Source organism: Flagellimonas aurea, from assembly GCF_017313785.1.
GTDB lineage: Bacteria > Bacteroidota > Bacteroidia > Flavobacteriales > Flavobacteriaceae > Flagellimonas > Flagellimonas aurea.
In genome coordinates this window covers 106165-129948 of the sequence record NZ_JAFLNL010000006.1, presented here as the reverse complement: position 1 = coordinate 129948, position 23784 = coordinate 106165, and the positions used below count along the sequence as shown (strand labels likewise).

18 protein-coding genes are annotated in these 23784 nt (G+C 44.2%); 10 read left to right on the top strand and 8 right to left on the bottom strand.

The window, feature by feature from the left end; genetic code table 11:
- Nucleotides 1-6 precede the first annotated feature (6 nt).
- The 5 genes from J0656_RS11880 (at nucleotide 7) to J0656_RS11860 (ending at nucleotide 6769) form a co-directional block, all read left to right on the top strand.
- Nucleotides 7-216: a DUF4266 domain-containing protein gene (locus J0656_RS11880; RefSeq protein ID WP_207034046.1), complete on the top strand. Its 210-nt coding sequence runs from the start codon at nucleotides 7-9 to the stop codon at nucleotides 214-216.
- A 7-nt stretch (nucleotides 217-223) separates the two neighbouring features.
- The gene (locus J0656_RS11875) at nucleotides 224-1717 is read left to right on the top strand and encodes a DUF3570 domain-containing protein (protein ID WP_207034042.1); all 1494 of its coding nucleotides are present in this window, start codon (nucleotides 224-226) and stop codon (nucleotides 1715-1717) included.
- Between the two features lie 53 nt (nucleotides 1718-1770).
- Nucleotides 1771-3738, top strand: coding sequence for an LTA synthase family protein (locus J0656_RS11870; RefSeq protein ID WP_207034040.1), 1968 nt, complete (start codon nucleotides 1771-1773; stop codon nucleotides 3736-3738).
- Nucleotides 3735-4619, top strand: coding sequence for a diacylglycerol/lipid kinase family protein (locus J0656_RS11865; protein ID WP_207034037.1), 885 nt, complete (start codon nucleotides 3735-3737; stop codon nucleotides 4617-4619). The genes J0656_RS11870 and J0656_RS11865 overlap by 4 nt, the downstream gene beginning before the upstream one ends.
- A 275-nt stretch (nucleotides 4620-4894) precedes the next feature.
- Complete coding sequence (locus J0656_RS11860; protein ID WP_207034034.1) at nucleotides 4895-6769, top strand: AAA family ATPase; 1875 nt, start codon at nucleotides 4895-4897, stop codon at nucleotides 6767-6769.
- A gap of 643 nt (nucleotides 6770-7412) precedes the next feature.
- Here the strand turns inward: J0656_RS11860 and J0656_RS11855 are convergent.
- On the bottom strand, nucleotides 7413-7697 hold the full coding sequence (locus J0656_RS11855; protein ID WP_207034031.1) for a helix-turn-helix domain-containing protein: 285 nt from the start codon (nucleotides 7695-7697) through the stop codon (nucleotides 7413-7415).
- Nucleotides 7698-8480: 783 nt separating this feature from the next.
- On the opposite strand from J0656_RS11855, the gene J0656_RS11850 reads away from it, so the two are divergent.
- The 3 genes from J0656_RS11850 (at nucleotide 8481) to J0656_RS11840 (ending at nucleotide 15351) form a co-directional block, all read left to right on the top strand.
- The gene (locus tag J0656_RS11850; protein ID WP_237688924.1) at nucleotides 8481-11513 is read left to right on the top strand and encodes a SusC/RagA family TonB-linked outer membrane protein; all 3033 of its coding nucleotides are present in this window, start codon (nucleotides 8481-8483) and stop codon (nucleotides 11511-11513) included.
- Nucleotides 11514-11528: 15 nt separating this feature from the next.
- Entirely contained in the window at nucleotides 11529-12953 is a 1425-nt protein-coding gene (locus J0656_RS11845; protein ID WP_207034028.1) for a RagB/SusD family nutrient uptake outer membrane protein, read from the top strand.
- Nucleotides 12954-13014: 61 nt separating this feature from the next.
- Nucleotides 13015-15351, top strand: coding sequence for a zinc-dependent metalloprotease (locus tag J0656_RS11840; RefSeq protein ID WP_207034025.1), 2337 nt, complete (start codon nucleotides 13015-13017; stop codon nucleotides 15349-15351).
- A 116-nt stretch (nucleotides 15352-15467) separates the two neighbouring features.
- On the opposite strand, the gene J0656_RS11835 is transcribed toward J0656_RS11840, so the two are convergent.
- The 4 genes from J0656_RS11835 to J0656_RS11820 all read right to left on the bottom strand — a co-directional run bounded on the left by J0656_RS11835 (nucleotide 15468) and on the right by J0656_RS11820 (nucleotide 17678).
- Complete coding sequence (locus J0656_RS11835; protein ID WP_207034022.1) at nucleotides 15468-15713, bottom strand: DUF6520 family protein; 246 nt, start codon at nucleotides 15711-15713, stop codon at nucleotides 15468-15470.
- Between the two features lie 58 nt (nucleotides 15714-15771).
- Nucleotides 15772-16227, bottom strand: coding sequence for a MauE/DoxX family redox-associated membrane protein (locus J0656_RS11830; protein WP_207034020.1), 456 nt, complete (start codon nucleotides 16225-16227; stop codon nucleotides 15772-15774).
- A 76-nt stretch (nucleotides 16228-16303) separates the two neighbouring features.
- Nucleotides 16304-17266, bottom strand: coding sequence for a helix-turn-helix transcriptional regulator (locus tag J0656_RS11825; protein ID WP_207034018.1), 963 nt, complete (start codon nucleotides 17264-17266; stop codon nucleotides 16304-16306).
- A 40-nt stretch (nucleotides 17267-17306) separates the two neighbouring features.
- Entirely contained in the window at nucleotides 17307-17678 is a 372-nt protein-coding gene (locus J0656_RS11820; protein ID WP_207034015.1) for a DUF7793 family protein, read from the bottom strand.
- 376 nt (nucleotides 17679-18054) lie between these two features.
- Between J0656_RS11820 and J0656_RS11815 the strand changes: the two genes are divergently transcribed.
- Nucleotides 18055-18894 carry an RteC domain-containing protein gene (locus J0656_RS11815; protein ID WP_207034014.1) on the top strand — a complete coding sequence of 280 codons (840 nt, stop codon included), beginning with the start codon at nucleotides 18055-18057 and terminating at the stop codon, nucleotides 18892-18894.
- A 67-nt stretch (nucleotides 18895-18961) separates the two neighbouring features.
- Here the strand turns inward: J0656_RS11815 and J0656_RS11810 are convergent, their stop codons facing one another.
- The 3 genes from J0656_RS11810 to J0656_RS11800 all read right to left on the bottom strand — a co-directional run bounded on the left by J0656_RS11810 (nucleotide 18962) and on the right by J0656_RS11800 (nucleotide 22606).
- The gene (locus J0656_RS11810) at nucleotides 18962-20161 is read right to left on the bottom strand and encodes a serine hydrolase domain-containing protein (protein ID WP_207034012.1); all 1200 of its coding nucleotides are present in this window, start codon (nucleotides 20159-20161) and stop codon (nucleotides 18962-18964) included.
- A gap of 133 nt (nucleotides 20162-20294) precedes the next feature.
- Nucleotides 20295-21413 carry an alkene reductase gene (locus J0656_RS11805; protein WP_207034010.1) on the bottom strand — a complete coding sequence of 373 codons (1119 nt, stop codon included), beginning with the start codon at nucleotides 21411-21413 and terminating at the stop codon, nucleotides 20295-20297.
- Nucleotides 21414-21436: 23 nt separating this feature from the next.
- The gene (locus J0656_RS11800) at nucleotides 21437-22606 is read right to left on the bottom strand and encodes an MFS transporter (protein ID WP_207034008.1); all 1170 of its coding nucleotides are present in this window, start codon (nucleotides 22604-22606) and stop codon (nucleotides 21437-21439) included.
- A gap of 94 nt (nucleotides 22607-22700) precedes the next feature.
- On the opposite strand from J0656_RS11800, the gene J0656_RS11795 reads away from it, so the two are divergent.
- Nucleotides 22701-23609 carry a LysR family transcriptional regulator gene (locus J0656_RS11795; RefSeq protein ID WP_207034005.1) on the top strand — a complete coding sequence of 303 codons (909 nt, stop codon included), beginning with the start codon at nucleotides 22701-22703 and terminating at the stop codon, nucleotides 23607-23609.
- Nucleotides 23610-23784 lie beyond the last annotated feature (175 nt).

The window sequence follows — 23784 nt, the reverse complement described above, 5'->3', positions numbered from 1 at the left end:
CCAACTATGAAGAAAATAGCAATTGCCCTATACAGTTTGTTAAGCCTGTCATCTTGTGCGGTCCTGCACGAGTATGAAAAGGTCAACATCAATGATCCAGATATGGTTTTGGCGGATAAAAAACTGGCAAAATTCGAAACGAGTTATCAAGTGTACCGCGAGGGTGCTTCTGGCGGAAATGGAGGAAAAATAGGGGGCGGTTGTGGTTGCAATTAACAGAAAGATGAACAGATTTTGGCTGATACTTTTATGTATCCCAATACTTGGGGTGGCCCAACAGGAAAATGTCAACTCCTATAAAAAGCGCGTCTTGGAAACCACCGAAGTGGATATCCTCTCCAGTTACTATGAACAAACTGGAAACAATGCATCCGTTACCGGTGGTATCGGAAATGAGCGGCTTACGGATGTGGCACCATCCATTGTGGTGAACGTTCCCTTAAATGACGACGATGTGCTGAGCGTGGATGTGGGCATTTCGACCTACACTTCTGCCTCTTCCAGCAATTTAAACCCATTTGATGTGACGGGCTCCGGCGGTTTAAGTGGAGCTTCCAGTGGTGGCGGTGGCGGTGGTGGCGGAGATGACGACGACGAAGGGGATGATGACAACAATGGTGGAGGCTATTCCGGTGCCATTGGAAGTCCATGGGTGGCCTCTTCCGGCGCATCCCGACAAGACACTTGGGGCAGTGTTAATATTGGGTATTCCCATAGTTCGGACGACCGCGATCAAATAGTGAGTGGCAATGCGTCTTTTGCCACGGAGTATGATTATACCTCCATTGGTTTTGGTGGAGGGTATACGCGACTTTTCAACGAAAAAAATACGGAGCTAAGCCTCAAGGGCAGTGTGTTTTTGGACCAATGGAACCCTAGATACCCTACCGAATTGGACAGCTATGTGGAAGTGGATGGCAATTTGAACGCCGGATTCTTTTCAGGGGTCAATATTTTGAACAGAAACGGATTGGTCACCAATAAGAATGGTTCATTGACCTGGCGGCCTGTGGAGGGTTTCAGTTTGATTTCGGACAAAAAGCGGAACAGTTTTGCATTGTCGGTCTCGTTGTCCCAGATATTGGGCAAGAACACCCAAATTTCAATTTTCGCCGATGTGGTCCAACAACAGGGATGGCTTTCCAACCCCATGCAGCGGGTCTATTTTGCCGATGTCCCCAACTATTTTATTGGAAATCCCGCCAGTATTCCGTTCTACACCTCTACACAGAACAGGGATGTGTTTATGTTGGCCGATGATATGGAACGACTGCCCGATACCCGGTTCAAAATACCCGTGGGCATCCGTTTGAATCATTATATCAATGAGATTTTGACGGTTCGCACCTATTATCGCTACTATTTTGATGACTGGGGATTGCGCTCACATACGGCGAGTGTGGAAATCCCGGTGAAAATAGGCCAAAATTTCACCTTCTATCCATCCTATCGCTATTACACCCAGAACCAGATAGATTATTTCGCTCCTTTTGATGCGCATTTGTCCACAAGCCAATATTATACCTCAGACTATGATCTTTCGGCTTACGACGCCCATCAGATTGGTTTCGGAATTACGTATACGGACATTTTTACCCAATTCAAGACCTTGGGATTTGGATTGAAGAGTATCGATGTGAAGTACAACAACTACAACCGGACCACTGGCCTAAAGGCCAACTATTTTGGTCTCGGATTCAAATTTCAAATGAATTAGAGAGTAAGCTTTAAAACAAAGCTCATTTACATATTGAATTAATTGGAATACCCATGAAGTTAAAATTATTTCCTTCGCGTTACGCCTTGATCAATGCCTTTGCCCTTCTTTTTTTGGCACTGTCATTTTTGATCCGACTATCTTTTCTGATCCTGGATTTTACGGAAGTGGAACACTCCCTATTTAGTTTGCTGAAGATATTTTTTACAGGAGTGTTTTTTGATTTGGGAACCGTGTCCTTTTTCTATGTTGCGGCCTCCCTGTACTTTTTGTTTTTTCCCAAACGGTTTTATGGTTCTTTGTTGGATAGAATCTTGGTCTACTTTGGGTTCTCCCTGGCATTGCTCGTTGTTTACTTTTCCTTTTTTGCGGAAATCACCTTTTGGGATGAATTCCAAAGACGCTTCAATTTTATTGCGGTGGATTACCTCATCTACACCTACGAAGTGGTCAAAAACATTAACGAATCCTATCCCTTACCATTTTTAATCGGTGGTATGGTCATTTTAGTTACAACTACAGTTTGGCTTTTCGCACGTAAAGGGTTTTTCAAAAAGGTGTTTTCGGCACATGATGGGTTTCAAGTGAAGTTGGTTCCTTTTTTGGCGGCTATTTTGGTTGTATCATTTTATACCACTTCCATTGAGAACGATTCTGCTGAGTATTCAGAGAATCGATACAACAATGAGCTTTCGAAAGCAGGGATATATTCCTTCTTTGCAGCGTTTCGGAACAATGAGCTCAGCTACACCGATTTTTACAAAACCATTTCTGAAAAAGAAGCCCTTAACAAGGTGCAAAAGCAGGTAACAGGTCCTTTGGACAGTCTGCTGGAACCCGAAGACAATATTCTTCGCGCCATAAAAGGTGGCGTTGAAAAAAAGCCGAATGTCATCTTGATTTGTGTGGAGAGTTTGAGTGCCAACTATCTGGGCATTTTCGGTAATAAAAAACAACTGACCCCAAATTTAGATTCCATTGCACAGGCAGAGACCCATTTCTCTAACCTGTATGCCACCGGCACCCGTACCGTGAGGGGCATGGAGGCCATTACCTTGAGTATTCCCCCAACTCCGGGCAGGAGCATTGTAAAACGTAAGCATAACCAAAACCTGTTCACCATCGGTGAGGTTTTCAAAGAAAAGGGGTACTGTAGAACCTTTTTTTATGGCGGCGATGGGTATTTTGACAATATGGACAAGTTCTTCAGTGGTAATGGGTTTGACATTGTGGACCGGGGACGTGGATTTTTACCCTCTCGGGATATTGTCACTTCACGTAAGAACATTGAAGACGATGAAGTCACTTTTGAAAATGCGTGGGGCGTTTGTGATGAGGATATTTTCAATAAGGTTTTGAAGGAAGCGGACAAATCCGCAGAGCAGGGCACTCCTTTTTTTGATTTTGTCATGACCACGTCCAACCATAAACCCTATACCTACCCAGAAGGTAAAATCGATATCCCTTCGGGCACATCGCGAAGTGGGGCCGTAAAATATACCGATTTCGCCATTGGTCAATTCTTGAAACAGGCCAAGGCCAAATCGTGGTATAACAACACGGTGATTGTGATTATGGCAGACCATTGTGCAAGCAGTGCAGGAAAGTGGGAATTGGATGTGGACAACTATCACATCCCTGCCATTATTGTAAATCTGGAAGGGAGTAAAGGATATAAGATAACCCAGCAATGTTCCCAGATAGATGTGATGCCAACGCTCTTCTCCTTGTTGGGCTGGAACTATACCAACAATTTTTTTGGTCGCGATGTGTTCAGTATGAAACCAGAAGACCAACGTGCATTTGTGGGCAATTACAGAAAATTGGGCCTATTAAAGAAGGATGAATTGATGGTGTTGGGCGATGGAAAGACCGCCAATCAATATAACTGGGACCAAAAAAATAACAGCCTATCGAAAGAACCAATGGACACTGCGTTTTTAAACGAGACCATTTCCTATTACCAACTTGCCGATTACCTCTACAACCATAATGGGCTGGATTTAAAAGTAAACCTATGAAGAATGTCCATTTTATTGTAAATCCCATTGCAGGCAAAGGGGACTCCACGATCAACGAAGTATTGTTGTCGCAGTATTTTGAGGCGAAACACTTTGATTTATGTCTTAAAATTTCCAATTATCCAGGGCATGCCACGGAATTGACCAAGGCTTCCTTGCACGAAGGAGCCCATATTATTGTGGCCTGCGGTGGGGATGGGACCATAAACGAGGTGGCTTCCTGTCTTGTGGGAACCGACATCCCCTTGGGCATCATACCTTTTGGTTCCGGAAATGGTTTGGCTTCCAATCTCGATATCCCTAAAAACTTGTGTGAGGCACTGGGACTTTTGCGGAATGCCCATATGACCAAAATTGATGTGGGGCGGATGAACGGTCGCTTTTTTTTCAGTAATACGGGGGTCGGTTTTGATGCCAGTGTCATCAAGAATTACGAATCGTCCAATAGGCGTGCCTTATCTGGGTATCTGGCTGCGTGCATGACCTCCTTAAAGCAAATGACGAAACCCCAGGAGATCGAAATAAAGGCCAATGGCAGGAAATGGAAGACGAACCCCTTTTTGGTGTTTGTTTCCAATACCAATGTGATGGGGTACCATCTGAGCCTTACACCCCAAGCATCCTTGCAGGACGGACTTTTAGATGTGTTGGTCGTTACCAAGGTCAACAGGGTCAAAATGTTGGTGTTGGGCGTCTTGCTCTTAATGAACCGGCCGCACTTGCTCAAGGAGGCAAGGCATTTTCAAACTACGACCCTAGCTCTGTCAAGTCTCCCAGGTACCCATTTTGATTCCCAGATTGATGGGGAATTCCATGCCGTGGAGGACAATACCATTTTCATCGGTATTGAAAGGAAAGCCTTGACCGTCATAGTGCCTTAACAATTGTAGCTTTTCCCATTTTAGGATTGTAGATACCCCGATCTTTAGGACAGGTTTTCTACAAAAATGCAGCTTTACAAAAGTAATGGGGGGAATTAATGCTTGTTGGAGAGCTTCACCATTTTTTTGAGAGAAGCCTTTATTACTGGATGCTTTTGCAAGTTTTTTATTTATTTATCTCCGTAAACAAACATGGTCTCAAAAAAACGATTCATGGTTGACGCTGACCTTCTAATGTTAAAGAAATTCTTAACTTTTAACTAAATTTAAAGAAAATGTTAGGAGCAATAAAGCTAAATGCAGGTAAGCTGGAACAATTCCAGATGGACAAGACAGATGGGTTCATTTTTGGCGTGACAAAATTCAATGTCTTTGCTGGGGTTAATAATTCTGGAAAGAGCAGGTTACTGAGGGAGATAGCTTGCAAAAGTGATGGTCTGGAATTTTTTAGATCGGACTTAAATGAAGATGAGTTCAAACGATTGCAAAAATCAGTGCTTAACGGCTATGACTCAACTTTGAGGATAGCGAGGAACAAAGGTATAAAATTGAAAGATGAATTCAATTTCGCAAATTCATTGGGAAAAATTACCATTGAGGAAGCAATTAAATTTCTGGAGCTCACAGAGAAACTACTTTTATTGAATGAAGAGTGGTTTGATAAGATTTTACCTAATCAAAAATCACAGTTAAAGGATGTAATGGCTCAATTTAAGAATGTTCGAGACATTTGTCTCAGCCAGTACAGGCAATTTTTGATGAGTAAGAACACCAAAACCCTGTATATACCGATTTTACGTGGCTTGAGGCCGATTCAATATGTAGATAACAATAGGTTTGCCAATAACGATAGTTTTTTAGAAAGGACTAAGTATGATTACTTTCAGGATCCTAATCGAGATTTGTCAATCTATACGGGGCTCACCATATATGAGGACGTCAGAAAGTTGCTTTTGGGTGATGAAAACCAACGAGATGAGATTAGACAGTTCGAAGGTTTCTTACAAGAATATATTTTCAGATCAAAGGTGACATTAATTCCGAAATATGATGAAGATGTTCTGCATATAAAACTGGGAAGGGACAAGCAATATGAAATCTATAATCTTGGGGATGGCCTACAAACCATCATTTCAATTCTCTTCCCAGTCTTCCTAAGGAGGAAAGATCAGACCATTATCTGTATTGAAGAACCCGAAAACCATTTGCATCCCGCATGGCAGGTAAGGTTGCTCAATGCCCTGCAATTTTTTGATAAGCATATCTTCTTCTTTTCATCCCATTCCGCAACCTTTATCAATAACCCTAATGTATCCATTTTTGCGGTCAAGAAGACTGGTGTCAAATCTTTGATAAGTCGTTTAAAACTTGAAAATGAGAAAATCAAGACTATTCATGATTTGGGCTATAGGCCAAGTGATTTGCTTCAGACCAATTACATTCTATGGGTGGAAGGCCCTAGTGATAAGGTATATATTAATTATTGGGTTTCTTGTATTTCTCCTGAGTTAAAGGAAGGTGTGCATTATTCCATAATGTTCTATGGTGGGGACAATTACCAATCGTTTCTGATGAACGAAGGTGAATTAGAACTAACTTTTATCAAAAGGCTAAACCAAAATTTCGGAATCATTCTAGACAGTGACAGGAAAAATAAGAATGAGAACCATAACCCCAAAAAGAAAGAGATACAAGAATTGTTCTCTGAAACTGGCAATTTCTGTTGGTTGTTAAAGTATCGGGAGATAGAAAACTACGTGCCAATGCAAACTTTTAAAGTTGCTGTTGAAGGGTTTTATGGCAGGGAAGTCGAAATTGAGGACGGGGGATTTGCGGATAGATGTACGGTCAAGGACGTTAATGCTGAAACACAGTATAGATCCACCATCAAATTGCCACAAGATTTATTTACAAAAATCCAAAAAAACAAAGACGGGACGACAAAGGGGATTAAGGCAATTGACCTAAGGAATCAAGTAGAAATGGCTATCAAGGAAACAGGAAAAAAAACCTTTAAGATTAAAAAGGTGAAAATAGCTGAAAAGGTTACTCTGCTAAAACCGGATATTGGAGAGCCCGAATTGAACAGGGAATTGAACAGATTGGTGGTCAAAATAAGAAAGGCCAATCATTTCATTGATGTATCGTGACAGTCCCACATTACATTTATAGTGTGATATTTATTTACAAATAGGAGCAACCCTTAGAATTGTAGTCTATTAATCAAGGGATGGGACTGATTGATGGAACCACTAATAAGGCAAATCTCAGCCACCAAATATTTTGTTTTACTATGTTGTAGGTCAGTGTTTTTCTATGCCATTTTTTTCGTTGAAGACGGTATGCTATACTTGGTTTTGGAGTTCTACCATTCAATAAAGTGTCACCAAACTGTAAGTCAATAATTTAAAAAGTTTTGAAGAAAACCTGACCTAAATATAGGGGTATCTACACTAGAGACTTAGCTGTTTTAGCCGATAACGTCATTGATGTTTATGAGACTGAATTAAAAAATGATTGTTCAGCTTAATTGGGTCACATAAATATATCATTGCCAAAGTTTTTTAGGAGATTTTCTATTTATTTTATTTATGATCATAGTTTAAAATTACACACAACTAGTTTATATGCCCAACTTTTCTCTGCATATACAACCAAATTGGTTGGCTATGATTTAGATTTTAAAGCATAGTTTCTTTATCGTTCAATAAAGTTTGGGGAAGTAAGGGCTAAATGTAAGAAATTTCCATTAAAAATGGCTTGCAAGAAAGTGAAGTGGACTAATTTTTTGACCTAATCATTTTTAAAAATTGGGTCATCAAAAAAATCTGAGAGAGATATTCCGATAATATTACAGAACTTCTGTATGGTGTATATTGTGATTCCTCTTCCTTTAGGCTCCCCTGTTTTTTTATTAATTTTTATATGACTTTCCCAACGACTAATATTTTGCTTTTCAACATTAAATCTAATTACAAAGTCCATTTGTTTTGCACCTGTAATTTGAATGCGAAGATTTTTGATACGATCTGCAATCTTATTAGCTAAAATTATATCCTGCTCAGAAAGAGAAGCCATAATGCAATTTTGTAATTCCCTTAAAAAGATTGGTAAGCCATTTGGTAGACAGTAAAATGTTTTCTATATTCGTTTTTGAATACTTATATTGCGATTCTTCTTAAAAACATAGAAGCAATTGCTTTGAATCTCGGCTTGAAAACTGGTAATTTTATGGAAACGAGATGATAAGCTAACTTGCTCACGACCCGGGCGTGGGCTCGCTTATCGTTTCCAAGGCATATACCAGTGCCCCAAGCCGGTAAGTTGAGTTCCGCGCCTTTTTTTGGGTGATTGGTTTTTTCTTCAACTTTTTCTTAGCGTTTGATTTCTTTTGCTTTTCGATGTATCGCTAACCATTAAGGTTATGGGAAACATTTGGCAACTTTTTAGTTTAGGGTTCACACCGTGTTTTTGTCCCGTTTTCGGGACATCGCACTCGGTGTTCGATATCCTGTTCCGAAAAAAGCCAAAAAACCCCGTATAACCTTGGGCTATTGTTATGGGGTGCACGCTACTCTTTTTCGGTTTCATCTATACTTCTTATCCCATAACCAATTACTACATATTTAGGGCAGCCGGCCCTATCACGAAATCATAGCCTCGTTCCTTTAGGAATGCCATTTCCAAGTGCTTTTGAAACTTGGACAGGGAGTCCTATGCACGAACCTTAACATCCCTAGGTAAGTTACGATTTTGTGGCGAGACCTTCGGAAGTATGCATAAAAAACCCCGGACAGGGTAGTAGGTGTCCAGGGGGGAATTCAATTAAAACTAACGCTTTAATCAATCGAACTCAAAATTATGACAATATTTTCAATGAATACGAACAGGATATCCCTGTTCTTGATTTTCTATGTGCTGTTCAACTTGTTCCAATCAGAAACCATATATGCGGCATACCATGACCGTTTGACCCAATCCATGGTCCAAGGAACCGTGACCGATACAGAAGGCATCCCCTTGGCAGGTGTAAGTATCCAAGTAGAGTCAACCAATAGAGGGACCATCACGGATATTGATGGTACTTTTAATATACAGGCAGGCCCTAATGATGCATTGGTCTTTTCCTATGTCGGTTTTACACCACAGAACATTCCCATAGATGGGAGGGAAGTACTTATGGTCCAAATGGAGGAGAACATCGCCCAATTGGGAGAAGTGGTCCTCAATGCAGGTTATTATACGGTTTCCCAAAAGGAACGTACCGGAAACATTGCCACCATCAAGGCCGAGACCATGGAAAAGCAGCCGGTGGGCAATCCATTGGCGGCTATGCAGGGTCACCTTTCTGGTGTGGACATTGTACAGAATACGGGACTTCCCGGTGGCGGTTTCAGCATAGAGGTCAGAGGAAGGAATTCCTTAAGTGGTGCTGTAGATCCATTGTTTATTGTGGACGGGGTTCCTTATGGTTCCCAATCATTGAACGCTGCTCGGGTTTCCAGTGAAATCATAGGGGAGGGTATCAGTCCACTCAATGCAATCAACCCCAATGATATTGAGAGCATCGAAGTACTAAAGGATGCAGATGCCACGGCCATTTACGGGTCAAGGGGAGCCAATGGGGTCGTATTGATCACGACCAAAAAGGGCAAATCAGGCAAAACCAGGTTCGATGCACGAGTAAGTACATCAATGAGCAAGGTGTCACACTTTTTAGATCTGATGAATACCCAGCAGTATCTGGAGATTAGGAGGGAAGGGGTACAGAATGATGGCCTGGGCGATCTGTTGGAGACTTCCGACCTTGACCTATTTTGGCCGGATATCAAGTCCTGGGACAATAATCGTTATACGGACTGGCAGGAGAAACTGATAGGAGGCACGGCATATCGGAACAATGCCCAGCTCTCCGTTTCGGGAGGCGGTGAGGCCACCCAGTTTTTGGTCAGTGGTGGGTATCTGAAGGAGACCACCGTGTTTCCCGGAGACGCCAATTACCGTAAGGCGACCCTCCATACCAATGTAAACCATCGATCTGACAATGGAAAATTCAAGATCAATCTTTCCACTGATTATGCCAGGGAGGACAATCGTTTGCCCGGGGCAGACTTCACCCTTCAGGCCTATTCTTTGGAACCCAATGCCCCGGCACTTTATGATGATGAGGGCAATGTGAACTGGGAGAACAATACCTGGGACAATCCCATGGCTGCCCTGGAGGAAAAGTTTAGGGCCAAGACCCATACCTTTATTTCCAATGCGTTGGTTTCCTATGAAGTCTTGCCAGAACTTGAACTAAGGACAAGTATGGGGTTCACGAGCTATCGTTTGGATACCTATCTGACGAATCCAAGTTCGGCCAGGAACCCCAGTTTTGGACTCACACCCCAAAGCTATTCGAATTTGACCTCCAATGCCTCCCAACGGGAGTCTTGGATCGTGGAACCCCAGCTGAACTGGAAAAAAAGCTGGGAGGACTTTTCCATGAATGTATTGCTGGGGGGAAGCCTACAACAGGAGAATTCACAACAATTAGTGGTTCGTGGCAGGGGATTTCCCAATAATGGACTTATCGAGAACATGGCCGCAGCGGAAACTTTGGAAATTGTATCGGATATGGATTCCGAGTATCGGTACAGTGCGGTCTTCGGCCGGGTTAACCTGAACTATGTCAACCGTTACATTTTGAACCTCACCGGAAGAAGGGACGGGTCCTCCCGATTCGGGCCAGGAAAACAATTCGGGAACTTTGGCGCCGTTGGATTGGCCTGGATTTTTTCTGAAGAAGCGTTGTTCGGAGAAAAGTCCCTATTGAGCTATGGAAAGTTTAGGGCCAGTTATGGTACAACGGGAAGTGATAATATTGGGGACTACCGTTATTTGGATACCTATAATGTTTCGGGAGAGTCCTATGGGGGCACGACCATTTTAGAGCCTACCGGAATCTTCAATCCCGAGTTTGGTTGGGAGACCAACCGAAAACTGGAGGCCTCACTGGAACTCGGGTTCTTCAATGACCGTTTGATGGTCAATACCTCATGGTTCAGGAACCGTTCCTCCAATCAGTTGATAGGAATACCCTTGGCGGCCACCACGGGGTTTTCGGAACTTGCCGGGAACTTTGATGCCGTGGTCGAGAATTCGGGCATCGAGCTTGACTTGACATCGGTCAATATCAGGACAGAGGGATTCCGGTGGTCCACGAACTTTAACCTAACCGTTCCGAGGAACAAATTGGTGGAATTCGAGGGGCTGGAGTCCTCGGCCCTCTCCAATACTTACATTGTAGGGGAACCACTGACCATCGTAAAGCTGTATAATGCCTTGGGTGTAAATCCAGAGACCGGACTCTACGAGTTCGAGGATTATGATGGGGATGGCAATATTAGTAACCCAGGGGACCTACAATGGGTGGAAGACCTGGCACCGGCACTCTATGGAGGTTTGGGCAACACTTTGACCATGGGGAACATTACCATGAACGTATTCTTCCAGTTCAAAAAACAGCAGTCCTATAATACGTTTCGTTTTGATGCCACACCGGGATTTAGGGGCAACATCCCTGTGGAACTATTCGACAGGTGGCAACAACCTGGGGATATCGGTCCTTTTCAAAGGGCCTCCAGTGGATTTACCTCGGTACAGGATAGGGGCTATTACCAAGAGCGTAGCAATGCTGCGATTTCAGATGCATCCTTTCTAAGGCTACGGAATATTTCCATTGACTATAAGTTGCCTACCATTGAAAATGGCCTGGACATCAACATTTACCTCCAAGGCCAAAACCTATGGACCCTCACCGATTTTAAGGGGCCAGATCCGGAACAGCCCTCGAGTACCAGATTACCCCCATTACGACAGTTGACACTAGGTCTAAACTTCAGTTTCTAATTAAAACATATACCCATGAAAATATCAGATATAAACATGTATAGTTTAAAGCGGTCCAAAGCATTTGCCATTGGACAAAGTTTTACCATTTTGATCTTTGGCAGTCTATTGTTCGCCTGTTCCGATTTTGTGGAGGTGGACCCTCCAAAAAACACATTGATAGCCGAAACTGTTTTTGAGGACCCAGCAACCGTTGAGTCCACATTGGCCAACCTGTATTTTGATATCAGGGAGCGGGGCATGGTATCCGGTACGTATGGGATCATGCCCGCATTGGCCATCTATAGTGATGAAATGGATTACTATGGGCTAAATGCGGATCTCTCCCAGTTTAATCAGCACAGCCTGAGCGCTGCCAATAACAGGATCCAGGAATGGTGGCAACAGGCGTATCACTTGATTTATGGAGCCAACGACATCATCAGTGGGGTAGAGGCATCCAATTCGTTGACCGAGATAGAAAAGGCCAACTTCCAGGGACAGGCCCTGATCTTAAGAGCCTACCTGTACAGTTTGTTAGTGCCGCTCTTTGGGGATGTTCCCTATGTGGATACTACGGATTATTTAGTGAACAATACCATATCCCGAAGTTCCCGTGATGAGATATACGACCATATTATAACCGACTTGGAGCATGCCATTACATTATTGGATGGTTTGGATATTTCGGGAACGGAACGGATAATTCCGGATGCCCATGTGGCCCAAGCCCTATTGGCAAGGACCTATGTATATAGGGAGGAATGGGGGCTGGCCAGGTCCATGGCCACCGAATTGATTGAAGCGTTCCAACTGGAACCGGACTTGGACCAGGTGTTCTTAAAGGAGTCACGGGAAACCATTTGGCAATTGCAAGCGGACCCTAACAATTTCCCTATGAATACGCGGGAGGCCGGAGAGTTGATCATAGAAGCGATTCCGGGCCAATCCTATGCATTGTCCGAATCCCTGTTGGCCGCTTTTGAAGACGATGATCTACGGTATGGGCATTGGGTGGACAGTATGTCGAATTCCGATAATACGGTTACGCTCTATTACGCCCATAAGTATAAGGCGGGCCTGGATGAAACGCAATCTTTGGAGTATTCCATCGTGCTACGTTTGGCCGAACAATATCTGATCCGCGCTGAGGCGAGGGCCCGCTCCGGTGAATTGGCCGGGGCTAGGGCAGACCTTAATATGATCAGAAGTCGTGCCGGCAGGCCGAATACCTCGGCTACCACTGAGCCTGCTCTTTTGGAGGAGATACTGGAGGAAAGAAGATTGGAACTCTTCACCGAACAGGGACACCGTTGGTTTGACCTGAAACGGACCGAAAATGCTGGAACCGTACTAAGTGATATCAAACCCGGTTGGCGGGAAACGGATCTACTATTGCCCATACCTGAAACAGAATTGTCGGCCAATCCGAACTTACTGCACCAAAATCCGGGCTATTGAAAACCCCAAATGTTGCTAAAGAAAATAGATCCCTGTTGTGGGACATATAATGTATAAACCTATGATAAAAACAGTTGTACGCTATTTACTGCCTATCCTGATATTGGGTAATGGAGTAGTAATGGGCAACCATAGCGTTATTGAGCCTACCATCAAATCGATGGAAAAGGAACATTTTTTGACCGCTAGCATAGAAGGGGACCAACTCTATCTCAATGTTCCGGAGCAGGTATTGGACAAACCGATGTTGTTTACGTGCTTTTACGATAAAAGACGAAGCCATATGCAAGTGATCTGGTCGCTGCACAGGAATAATATTGTTCTGAAGTCCCAAAGCATAGTATCCACTTCAGGGATCATTTTACCTGTGGTCAAGGGACTTACCGTAAGGGATAATGTTCTGGCAAAACTTCCAATTGAAACTAAAAATGACGGCCAGGGGGGCTATAGGATCAATATCACAAAGCTCATTTTGCACCAGGATATTTCATGGCCCCAGCGGTTTGGGGTCTCCTTTGGAAACCCGATACCTGAAATCTCCATACTCGAGGGCGTTAAGACACTGAGGGACGAACTGATCATAAAGACCCGCCGGGGCATGGTCAAACATGGATCCCGGGTCTCTGCTCCCGTATATTATGGTTTTTATGCTTTGGGGAGGTCTATGAAAGGTAGGGAATACGACTATCGGATGGGTTTTATCAATGAGGATTTTATGGGAATTAAGCATGGTATTCAATTGGACGGACCTCAAAACAGTAAAGCCAATATCGCCAAAAGGCGTCTTGAAAAGAAGTATGGTAATCGAACTTTAAGTGTTCCGGTAAAACCGATCGTGTTCACCTTATCGCCGGAGATTCCGAAAAAGTGGAGGCCTTATATAAAAGCGGGCATAGAGGAGTGGTTGCCCGCTTTTGAGGCGGCAGGTTTCAAGGATGCCATAGTGGTCAGGGAAACGGATAGTCTTAACGATTGGGAACGGAACAGCTTACGGAACAATATGGTCTATTGGGGAGAAGAGCGGTATTTTAGGGACCCTGATGCTACCGAATATGGGGGTACCATAGGTTTGGTCATTGATTACCGCAGCGGTGAGATCTTGAGAGGGGATATTTTCTTGAACGCATCTCGTCAGACCTTGGAGGACCAATATTTTATAAGAGCAGCTGCTTTGGACAAGAGGGCACAAAGTTTTCCCTTTCCCGATGACCTGACCGGACAATTGTTCCAGAGTTTGACCGCTCATGAAACGGGTCATGCCCTGGGACTTAACGACGGTAATTTTGGGGAGCATAGTTATCCGGTCGAAAAAATGAACGATATCGACTGGTTGGAGTCCATGGGATTTACCCCGAGCATTATGAACTATACAAGGCCGAACAATATCCCACAACCGGAGGATAGCATTCCGCCCTCATTACTTGTCCAGAAGGTTGGTCCTACGGATCTATATTCCATTCGTTGGGCTTACAAGGAGTTTCCTTCCGGAACATCAGCTATGGATGAATCTACTGCATTGGAGGAAATGGTACGGTTGCAGGATTCCATTTCTTGGTTCCGGTACAATGACAATCAACTGGAAATTATTGGTCCCGGTAGGACCAATGAGGTGGTCGAGACCAATGACCCGGTGAAGAGTACGTCCATGGCCCTAAAAAACTTGGAACGGGCCATAGCATTGATGCCCAATGCATGCAGCGATCAAAAGGATAATACGAGATTGATGGGGCTTTATAACAAATCCTTGGATTTGTGGTACCATCATGTGAAACATGTTGTTTCGGTGATAGGAGGGTATGAAATACAGTACCAGTCAATCAATCAAAAAGGAAACCTATTTGAACCGATAAATTTAAAATTTCAGGAGGAGGCCCTGGAATTTATACTGTCCGAAGCCCTTAAATCCCCCAAGTGGCTTACGGATCCTGAATTCTTGGATGGGATAAGACATTCGACCTTTCCGGACCGGGTATTGACCTACCAACAAAAATTGCTGCTGGACCTGCTAAGTGCGCCAAGGTTGAAACGGATAGAACAAATGGAAAAAAGGATGGGACGGCCATATCTACTACAGGAATATCTGGAATCATTACAAACAGGACTTTTTGCTCCCTTGGTAGCGAAGGATTTTGGAACCATGGATAGACGGAGACAGGAAATTCAAATAGCCTATATCACCGAGATGATAAGGTCGATAGAGACCCAAGGTGCCCGTTTTGAACAAGACGCCCAGTTTTTTACACATTCAGCGTATGTCAAAGGACTAAAAGTATCCCAATTGATGGCTTTGAAGAAAAAAATCATAACGGAGCAAAAAGGAAGAAAGGACAGTCCTTTATTGGGGCATTGGCAGCGATGTCTTAAAGAAATCGATTCATTTTTAGATAGTGAACGGTAACCCATATCCTGGTCACTAGTCTAGTATACAATAGTTTATTGTTTTTATTTTTTTTTGAATTAGTGCAAAAAGGTGCCCAATAGCGGGCACCTTTTTTAATCCAAAGTATTCCTTGTTTAAGGTCTACTTAACGGGGTGCTTCCCAAATCACGTTCTGCATACAACTGCATACCATTGAATTTGCAAGGATTGCTTCCCCCTTGGTAGCAAGCATCGTCCACTTGAATGGTTTCCCAACCTTGACCAGGAATATAATAATGGGCATCCTGTACCACAACTTGGTCCTCGGTGGCAAAAGCAAGGCCAACTGCCATAAGAATGGCAAAGGCCGGTAATACGAGTTTTAAAAATTTAGATTTCATAATATTAAGAATTACATATTGATGCCTACTCTCTTCCATAGGTTTTCGGCTTCCCCTATCACTGTACAGTGTCTTTATACGTTGATTTTTTCTTTGTCATCAGAACAATACCAATTAGGGCCAATCCCATCCAACAGATATTGAACACTAGGTGGGTTTCCCATCCCATACTTGATATGACCCCGCCGCAGGAGCAGGGGATATGGTCACTATAGTTGAGTACAACAATGATATAGGCAGAAAACAGGGCCATGAGTATGAGCGACCCATAAAGCGCAAATAAGCGAAATGGCCTCATGAGGAGCAGTATGGCCAAAACAAGTTCGGAAAGCGGGACAAGCCAAGCTGCCCAATGTCCGTATCCAACCAATAGGGTAGATTGGTCCAGTTGGTCCTTGAACTGTTGAAACCCATTTAATTTACTTGTTGCCGCATAGATAAATAGTAGGGCATACAAGAAGCATATCACTTCCACTATGATCTCGGTAAGTTTTATGTTTTTAGTATTGCACATTGTAACTTTCTGATTTACAATGTAAAATTAAAAGGTCTAAAGGATCTCTTAGGGATTATTTAGGCTCTGAGAAGGATTATTTTGACAGTCGTCTTAACACAGAGGGATTATATCCGTACCTTTTTTTGAATTCCCGGGCAAAGTGGTTGCCTTTTTTGAAACCTACGGTTCTGGCTATGGCAAGGATGGTCTTGTTGGAGTGCTCTATCAGGATATGGGCCTTTCTGAGCCGTTCATGTTTTTGATATTGAAAGGCCGTCATTCCGAAGAGCTCCTTAAATCCTTTTTTGAACTTATACTCGTTGGTATTGCAAATATGCGCCAGTTCTTTGATTGCGGGCAGAGGGGTATCCAAGTGGTCCATGATATACTGTTTGGCCTTCCTTAGGTTTTCCATGTCCATGGCGTGGAGGATATGGGTCTGTGTTCTTTGTGGTTTTGGCAAAAGCTCATGGGCCTGTAAGTGTTCCTTCAGTTTCTTTTGTATGAAACCTTGATCCGTTCGGTCGTTCTTGACCAGATCAAAGGATGTGACCATAAGCGTTTCCTTTTTGGTCCCTTGTTCCGGAAAATGCATGATATGGCAATGGGCAGGGAGTTGGAGTCCCGATCGTTCGTTAAAGGTCAATTGCAAGGTCAATTCCCAAATTCGGTCCTTTGGTGAGGCTTTCAACAGTTTTTTCCATCCCTTTTGGGAGTCCTTGGTCAAGAGTTGTACAAAGGGAACCCCAATCAATGTTCCTTGTTTATGGTACAGCATTGTCTCGACCGTAGGGCTTGTCCTGACGATTTGACCTTTGTTATCCAGTTTGAAGAACATTTGAACGACCAAGTCGTAGGAATTGGGCAGTTTGATAAACCCTTGGTGCAGAAAGGCATCCCTGAGCTCTTCGGTGGTGGAGTTGACCAAAAATATCAGAGCCTCAAGCGCATCGTTTTTGTCCGATCGTTCGATTTGGTAAGAGAAGTTTCCATTGGCAATATGCACCAATTGGTTGTAAATGTCCTCCAAACGTATTTTGTTTTCCGGCCGATCCATATGATTTTAATTATTTGGTTCCGTTTATGGAATGTGGGGTTCAGCGATTTTGTAAAAGGAACTGCTCGGCTTCGTCCATATCTTCGAATACCTTGGTTGGAACCGGGGCCACTTTTCCAATGATAAACTTTGAGAATGCACGCCCCAATGGGGTATTGGCGACAAGCACGAGATATTTGATGGATTCAGTACCTTCTTTTTCCAAGTATCGCCAGGCATCCTTATCCACATTTTGTAGGCCTCTCATTCTGCATACAATGGGATAGGATTTTCCTTGTTGTAATCGTATTCGAGCAGCAACAATTTTTTTAGCGTTTGAAAGATCGATATACACCTGTTCTTTCCAAATGAAGAAGAGTATATCCTTTTCCAACCACATGATTGCAATTTCGGTTTCCACAAATCTTTTCATCCCGTCCATTTTCAAAAAGGGCGATTAAATTAAAAAAAAATGAAAAAACCATTTAACAGGAAAAATCTGAATTTTAACAAAATAGGCTCCAAAATGTAAAAAAGCGTATCTGCAGTCAGGGATTATTTTAGGCGCTACCCGCTCATTGGATACAAAATTTTATGGATTTTGATTAGTTTGAAAAAGTGCGGTTTGATACCAATAAAGGTCAGGAGTCCAAATTTGGCCCCATGATTTGGCCCCGATTGGATCGATTTAAAGGAGGCCCAGTTCAAAAGTTCCCAAAACAAAAGATCGATGGATAGCTCCCCTTCCCTAGTGCAAACTAGGGAAGGGATCAGGGCAAGCTTTTGGAGACTACTAAAGATTACCTATAATGAAATATCAAAAACTGCTATTGGATATTGAGGGCCAGTTGGAGGCCTTGGAAAGCGGAAATGGCGATATCCTTTACAAAGCGGAGAAGGGCATAGCATTGGTGGAGAAATGTATCCGCAAACTGCAACAGCAGATTGTAGGCCAAGATTTTGAAACGCAGTCCGATGAGATCTATTTCTTCAAGCATGTCAAGCCCCAGATTTTTAGCAAGCTCATTTATTACATAAGGCTCTTCAGTATCGAGAGCAAACGTCCCCGGGGAAAGGATGTGGCCCAGATCAAATACCTGCAACAACAGATCGATAAGCTACAGACGTTCTTCAACGACAATTTGGAATTCTATAACTATTACCGGCGTGGGGCCATGTCCATGGACGAACAGTATTTTGTCCGTGGCAACCGAGATCTGCGGATGCCCCTGGAATCCTTCCACTTTTTGATCGATGACCAGTTTTCCACCTGTCAGGACGGCACGGTGGCCACCATTATGGCCTACGACATGCTCATTGTATACCTGAGAAAGGAAGTGGACGATTTGAACAACAATATGGAACCTACAAAGAACACCCCTATGGAAAAACCATCAAAACTATTTTGGACAGGGAGCAAGACCGATCTGATCGAGCTCCTTTATGCCCTACACACCAGTAAATGTATTAACGGCGGTACCGTCGATATCAAGGAAATGGCCTCGCATTTCGAATACTTTTACAATGTGGACCTGGGCAATTATTACCACACCTTTATCGATATCCGATCAAGGAAAAGCAGCAAGACGCGTTTTCTGGACAAGCTCATTGAAATGCTCCATCAGCGCATGGAATCCTTGGATGAATAAACGAAGGACAGTGTCTTGCTTTATAATCTGCTATCACGGTCATGGATAAGGATGGTCGGAAACTCCTTTACTCCATGATTCCTTGATAGACCAGCACTTCAAATTCATCGCCTATCCTCCAGTAGGGGGATAGGTACTCTTGGGTGAACAACAATCCTATCAATTTTTCCTTGGGGTCTGCCCAGTAATGCGTATTGAAAGCACCGCCCCAACTGAAGGTGCCTATACTGAATGGGGATAGATAGTCATTTTTTTCGGTCTCCAGTGCAAATCCCAGACCGAATTGAAAATCATCCGGTTGTGCGGGATATGGGGATATGGCCATATCAAGGGTCAACTGATTGGTCAACATCAGTTCCACCGTCTTGCTGCCAAGTATCCTCTTGTTTTTATAGGTGCCCTTGTTCAAGAACATGGAAAGAAAATTGGCATAATCGGACACTGTGGTGCTCAAACCGGCCCCGCCCGATAAATAGGTTCCTTCCTTTATTGGAAAATCGGGATCCACACCTTCATAAATCGGATGGTCCACTTTTTCCAGCCTATCCCCGTTACTTTCATATAGGGTCACCACACGATGGTGTTTTTCGGTGGGTACATGGAAGAAGGTGTCCTCCATATCCAAAGGATCGAATATGCGCTCCCTTAGAAACACATCAAACGGTCGACCTGACCATAGCTCCACCAAATAGCCCAATAGGTCGGTATTAAGGCCATAGGTGAAAGCTTCTCCAGGTTGATGTTGCAAGGGCATTTTGGCCAATGATGGCATTTTATCCGCTAAGGTCCCGTTCATAGTTCCTATACCGCTGGGGATATGGTTCTTTTGATAAATGGCCCACATTGTGGAATCGCTGAATATGGCAGGGTAAGCAATGCCGGAGGTATGCCTGAGCAGATCACGAATGGTGATCTGTCTTTGCGCAGGGACCGTGGTGAATGAACTATCGGCAGGATTAAAGGTTGCAAGGACGCCCGTTTCCTTAAAGGCCGGAATATATCTGGAAACCGGGTCGTCCAAAAGGAACTTTCCCTCCTCCCAAAGCATCATAACGGCCAAACTGGTTATCGCTTTGGACTGGGACGCGATCCTAAAAATATGATCGGTCTTCATGGGGATTCCTTTCGCTAGATCGGCATGTCCAAAGGCTTTGTTGAAAACTGTTTTACCGTCCCGAATGATCAAGGCCACCGCTCCGGGGATATGCTGCTCCTTGATATGATTTTCAATTAAGCCATCGATTTTGTAAAGACGTTCATTGTCCATGCCCTGAACAGTTTGGCCCAGCAGGGCACCAGAACTTGACAAAAGGAGTAGGAGCGATAAAACACCCCATTTTGTATATATGTTGACACTTGGATTCATAGGTTACTTTGATTCTTTTATGGTTGATATGACTTTATTGTAGTACCGTAGGGTAGTCGGTGTATCCTTTGGCACCACCACCGAAATACGTGGTTGCATCCCCTTCGGCCAGTGGATGGCCATGGGCCAGTCGAAAGGGTAGGTCGGGATTTGCGATAAAGGGCCTTCCAAACCCGATCATATCGGCCCATCCTTCCCTGATGGCCCTTTCCGCTTTGACCTTATCGTACTTGCCAGCATAGATAAAGCTTCCTGAAAAGGATTCCCGCAATTGTTGTTTGAATGATATGGGCATAGTTGGGGCATCCTCCCAATCCGCTTCCGCAATATGGATATAAGCAATTCCCAGTCTGTCCAAGAGCTTTGCCGCGGCCAAATAGGTCTCCTTTGGCCGGTCATCGACCGTTCCCTGTAAGGTGGTCAACGGGGCCAATCGCACCCCGACCCTGTCTTTGCCCACGGCCTGTGTTGCGGTCTCAGTGACTTCCTGAAGAAAACGTAAACGGTTCTCCAAAGAGCCTCCATAGCTATCGGTCCGATGGTTCGCTTGTGAATCCAGAAATTGATTGATCAAGTAACCATTGGCACCATGGAGCTCCACGCCGTCAAAACCCGCTTTAATGGCGTTTTGGGCCGCTTGGCCAAAATCAGCGACCACTGCCTTTATCTCTGAGGTGGTCAATGCCCGGGGAGGGGAATGTTGCACCATTTCACCCACGCCTGACTCCGGACCTTTTCCCATGGGGTCTATAAATACCTTGACGCCCTCTGCGCTTAGGGCAGATGAGGATACGGGAGCTTGATGGTCCGGTTGTAGGGAAGTGTGGGATATTCTTCCCACATGCCATAATTGGGCAAATATGGTACCGTTGTTCCCATGAACGGCGTCGGTGACCTTTTTCCAACCCTCGATCTGTTCCTCACTGTAGATACCTGGGGTCCAGGCATATCCTTGTCCCTGTTTGCTTATCTGTGTCCCTTCCGAGATGATCAGTCCCGCACTGGCCCGCTGTGCATAGTAAGAGGCCATTAGTGCAGTTGGAACATCTCCCTTTCCCGCCCTCGAGCGTGTCATAGGGGGCATTGCGATACGGTTTCTTAATCTTTGGTTCCCGAGCCTATGAGGTTCGGACAGTATGCTTTCATCTTTCATAATAAAGTGTTTAATGATCTGAGCTAACAATTGGATGCTGCCACCTTTCTGTTCCGTTGGATGAACAACAAGGAAATAATGACACCGATGATGCCCATGATGGCACCGACCCAAACGGGTGATGTATAGCCATACCCCAATTCTATCGGGATTCCCCCTAGAAATGCACCAAGGGCATTGGCTATGTTAAAACATGAGGGCCCCAAGGAGGCGACAAGCATTTTGGCATCACTTTGGACACTGTTGATGAGTTGTACCTGTAATGGAGGAACGATAGCAAAGGTGGCCGCTCCGGTCAAAAATGTCATAAGGATTGACATACCCGTGTGGGCTGCCGTAAAATAAATGACGAGCATACAGATGACTTGGAATACCAAGGCGAGAATGATGGTGGTGGAAGGCCCCAATTTATCGGACATTTTACCGCCGATCAGGTTGCCGACCACCATCCCAAGACCCGCCAAAACCATGATATAGGGCATATTACTCTGAGCTATACCCGATACTTCGGTCATTAAAGGAGCGATATAGCTGATCCATGCAAACAGCGCTCCGGGTGCTATGGAAATGATCAGGACCATGAACCAAATGTTCGGTTCCTTGAAGATCCCAAAATCCCTCCACGGGCTTCCGATGAGTTTTCGGGCAGCCATTTTCGGGACCCAGAGATGGAGCACCAAAACAGTCAGCCCTCCGATCAGGGCAATCAATAAAAAGGTATAGCGCCAAGAGAAGGCATGACCGATATAGGTCCCGATGGGTACCCCCAAAAGATTGGCAATGGTCAGCCCCGAGAACATGAAGGCCACGGCCTGCGCCTCTTTTCCCTTATCGGCCAATTGGCTGGCCACTACGGCCCCGACGCCAAAAAAGGCACCATGTGGCAATCCCGAGACAAATCGGGAAACCATCAATGATCCATAAGAGGGGGCTATAATGGAAAGTGCGTTGAAAATGGTAAAGAGCACCATAAGTACCATCAAGGTCCTATTGGGGGACATTCTGGCCATACCCGTTACAAACAATGGCGCCCCGATAACCACCCCAATGGCATAGGCCGAGATTAAATGCCCCGCCTGGGGAATACTGATGCCAAGATCAAGGGCGACGTCCGGGAGCATGCCCATCATGGTAAACTCCGCTACCCCTATACCCAATCCGCCAAGGGCCAATGCAACCAAACTTTTTTTCATATCATGATTTTGTTTGGTACAAAAGTATTGGGTGTCGAAATATTATAAAAATAATATAAATCATACATTTGTATAATAATTATAATGATTCGATATGGTCAATTTGGAATGGTTCAGAACGTTTATCGCCATCTATGAAACGGGTACACTTACCGGGGCTGCCCAATCGCTGTATGTTTCTCAGCCGGGGGTCAGCCTGCACCTGGGAGCTTTGGAGACCTATACCGGTTATAAGCTATTTGATAGGTCATCTAGACGGATGGTGCCTACGGAAAGGGGCAAGGTGCTGTACAACCATGTGAAGGACGCCATCACAAAACTTGAGGATGCAGAGCAATGTTTTAAGAAAAATGCCCTGAACAATACACCAACTATCCATGTGGGCATGTGTATGGAAACCTTCCAATATACCTTGGAACCTTATATCTCCAGCCTGCCCTTTGATATCGTTGTGAAGTTTGTGGAATATACCGAGGCCCTTGCCGATTTGGAGAAGGGCATCCTCGATCTGGTGATAAGTTCCCAAAAGGGAAGTGAAAAGAACATTGACTATCGTGCATTTTCCAAGGAAAGGATCGTATTGGTGGCCGGAAGGGATACCGACACCTCCGCCTTTGACGAAATACTTGCAAGAAAGGATAAACAAGAAATGCTCCAGTGGCTCAAACAACAGATTTGGTATGGCACTACAGGGGATATGGAACATTTGCGCAAGTTTTGGCAGACCAATTTTAAAAAACATCCGGATTTTAAGTGCAATTACATCGTTCCCAACAAGACTTCGATCGTACGCTGCCTTAGAAATGCCAGTGGGGTTTCCGTTCTTCCCGATTTTCTGTGCAGGGAAGAAATGTACAAGGGGAATATAAAGTTGCTTTGGGAGGGCTTCAACGTCTTGGAGAACAACCTCTACTTCGCTATGCGCAAGAACACCCTATACTCCGATGAGATCGGACAAATACAACGGATTTTTGAGCATAAAATGACGGTTGCCGAAGTATAACCATGGATACATGCCAGTCGCTATCCCTCAGTTGATGGACTTTGATGGCAACCGTTGTCCAAAGATGGTTCGGGGTAACCATGGGGTGGAAATTTTAGATTCCCGCCCGCAGGATTACTTGTTATTCTTGTAAGGCTTTGGTTTTTGAGTGTTTCACTTACCGGTAATAATTTGC

Bases quoted from the DNA above. Each gene is read 5' to 3' on its own strand.
- J0656_RS11880 (WP_207034046.1), top strand. From the start codon at position 7: ATGAAGAAAATAGCAATTGCCCTATACAGTTTGTTAAGCCTGTCATCT.
- J0656_RS11875 (WP_207034042.1), top strand. From the start codon at position 224: ATGAACAGATTTTGGCTGATACTTTTATGTATCCCAATACTTGGGGTG.
- J0656_RS11870 (WP_207034040.1), top strand. From the start codon at position 1,771: ATGAAGTTAAAATTATTTCCTTCGCGTTACGCCTTGATCAATGCCTTT.
- J0656_RS11865 (WP_207034037.1), top strand. From the start codon at position 3,735: ATGAAGAATGTCCATTTTATTGTAAATCCCATTGCAGGCAAAGGGGAC.
- J0656_RS11860 (WP_207034034.1), top strand. From the start codon at position 4,895: ATGTTAGGAGCAATAAAGCTAAATGCAGGTAAGCTGGAACAATTCCAG.
- J0656_RS11855 (WP_207034031.1), bottom strand. From the start codon at position 7,697: ATGGCTTCTCTTTCTGAGCAGGATATAATTTTAGCTAATAAGATTGCA.
- J0656_RS11850 (WP_237688924.1), top strand. From the start codon at position 8,481: ATGACAATATTTTCAATGAATACGAACAGGATATCCCTGTTCTTGATT.
- J0656_RS11845 (WP_207034028.1), top strand. From the start codon at position 11,529: ATGAAAATATCAGATATAAACATGTATAGTTTAAAGCGGTCCAAAGCA.
- J0656_RS11840 (WP_207034025.1), top strand. From the start codon at position 13,015: ATGATAAAAACAGTTGTACGCTATTTACTGCCTATCCTGATATTGGGT.
- J0656_RS11835 (WP_207034022.1), bottom strand. From the start codon at position 15,713: ATGAAATCTAAATTTTTAAAACTCGTATTACCGGCCTTTGCCATTCTT.
- J0656_RS11830 (WP_207034020.1), bottom strand. From the start codon at position 16,227: ATGTGCAATACTAAAAACATAAAACTTACCGAGATCATAGTGGAAGTG.
- J0656_RS11825 (WP_207034018.1), bottom strand. From the start codon at position 17,266: ATGGATCGGCCGGAAAACAAAATACGTTTGGAGGACATTTACAACCAA.
- J0656_RS11820 (WP_207034015.1), bottom strand. From the start codon at position 17,678: ATGAAAAGATTTGTGGAAACCGAAATTGCAATCATGTGGTTGGAAAAG.
- J0656_RS11815 (WP_207034014.1), top strand. From the start codon at position 18,055: ATGAAATATCAAAAACTGCTATTGGATATTGAGGGCCAGTTGGAGGCC.
- J0656_RS11810 (WP_207034012.1), bottom strand. From the start codon at position 20,161: ATGGACAATGAACGTCTTTACAAAATCGATGGCTTAATTGAAAATCAT.
- J0656_RS11805 (WP_207034010.1), bottom strand. From the start codon at position 21,413: ATGAAAGATGAAAGCATACTGTCCGAACCTCATAGGCTCGGGAACCAA.
- J0656_RS11800 (WP_207034008.1), bottom strand. From the start codon at position 22,606: ATGAAAAAAAGTTTGGTTGCATTGGCCCTTGGCGGATTGGGTATAGGG.
- J0656_RS11795 (WP_207034005.1), top strand. From the start codon at position 22,701: ATGGTCAATTTGGAATGGTTCAGAACGTTTATCGCCATCTATGAAACG.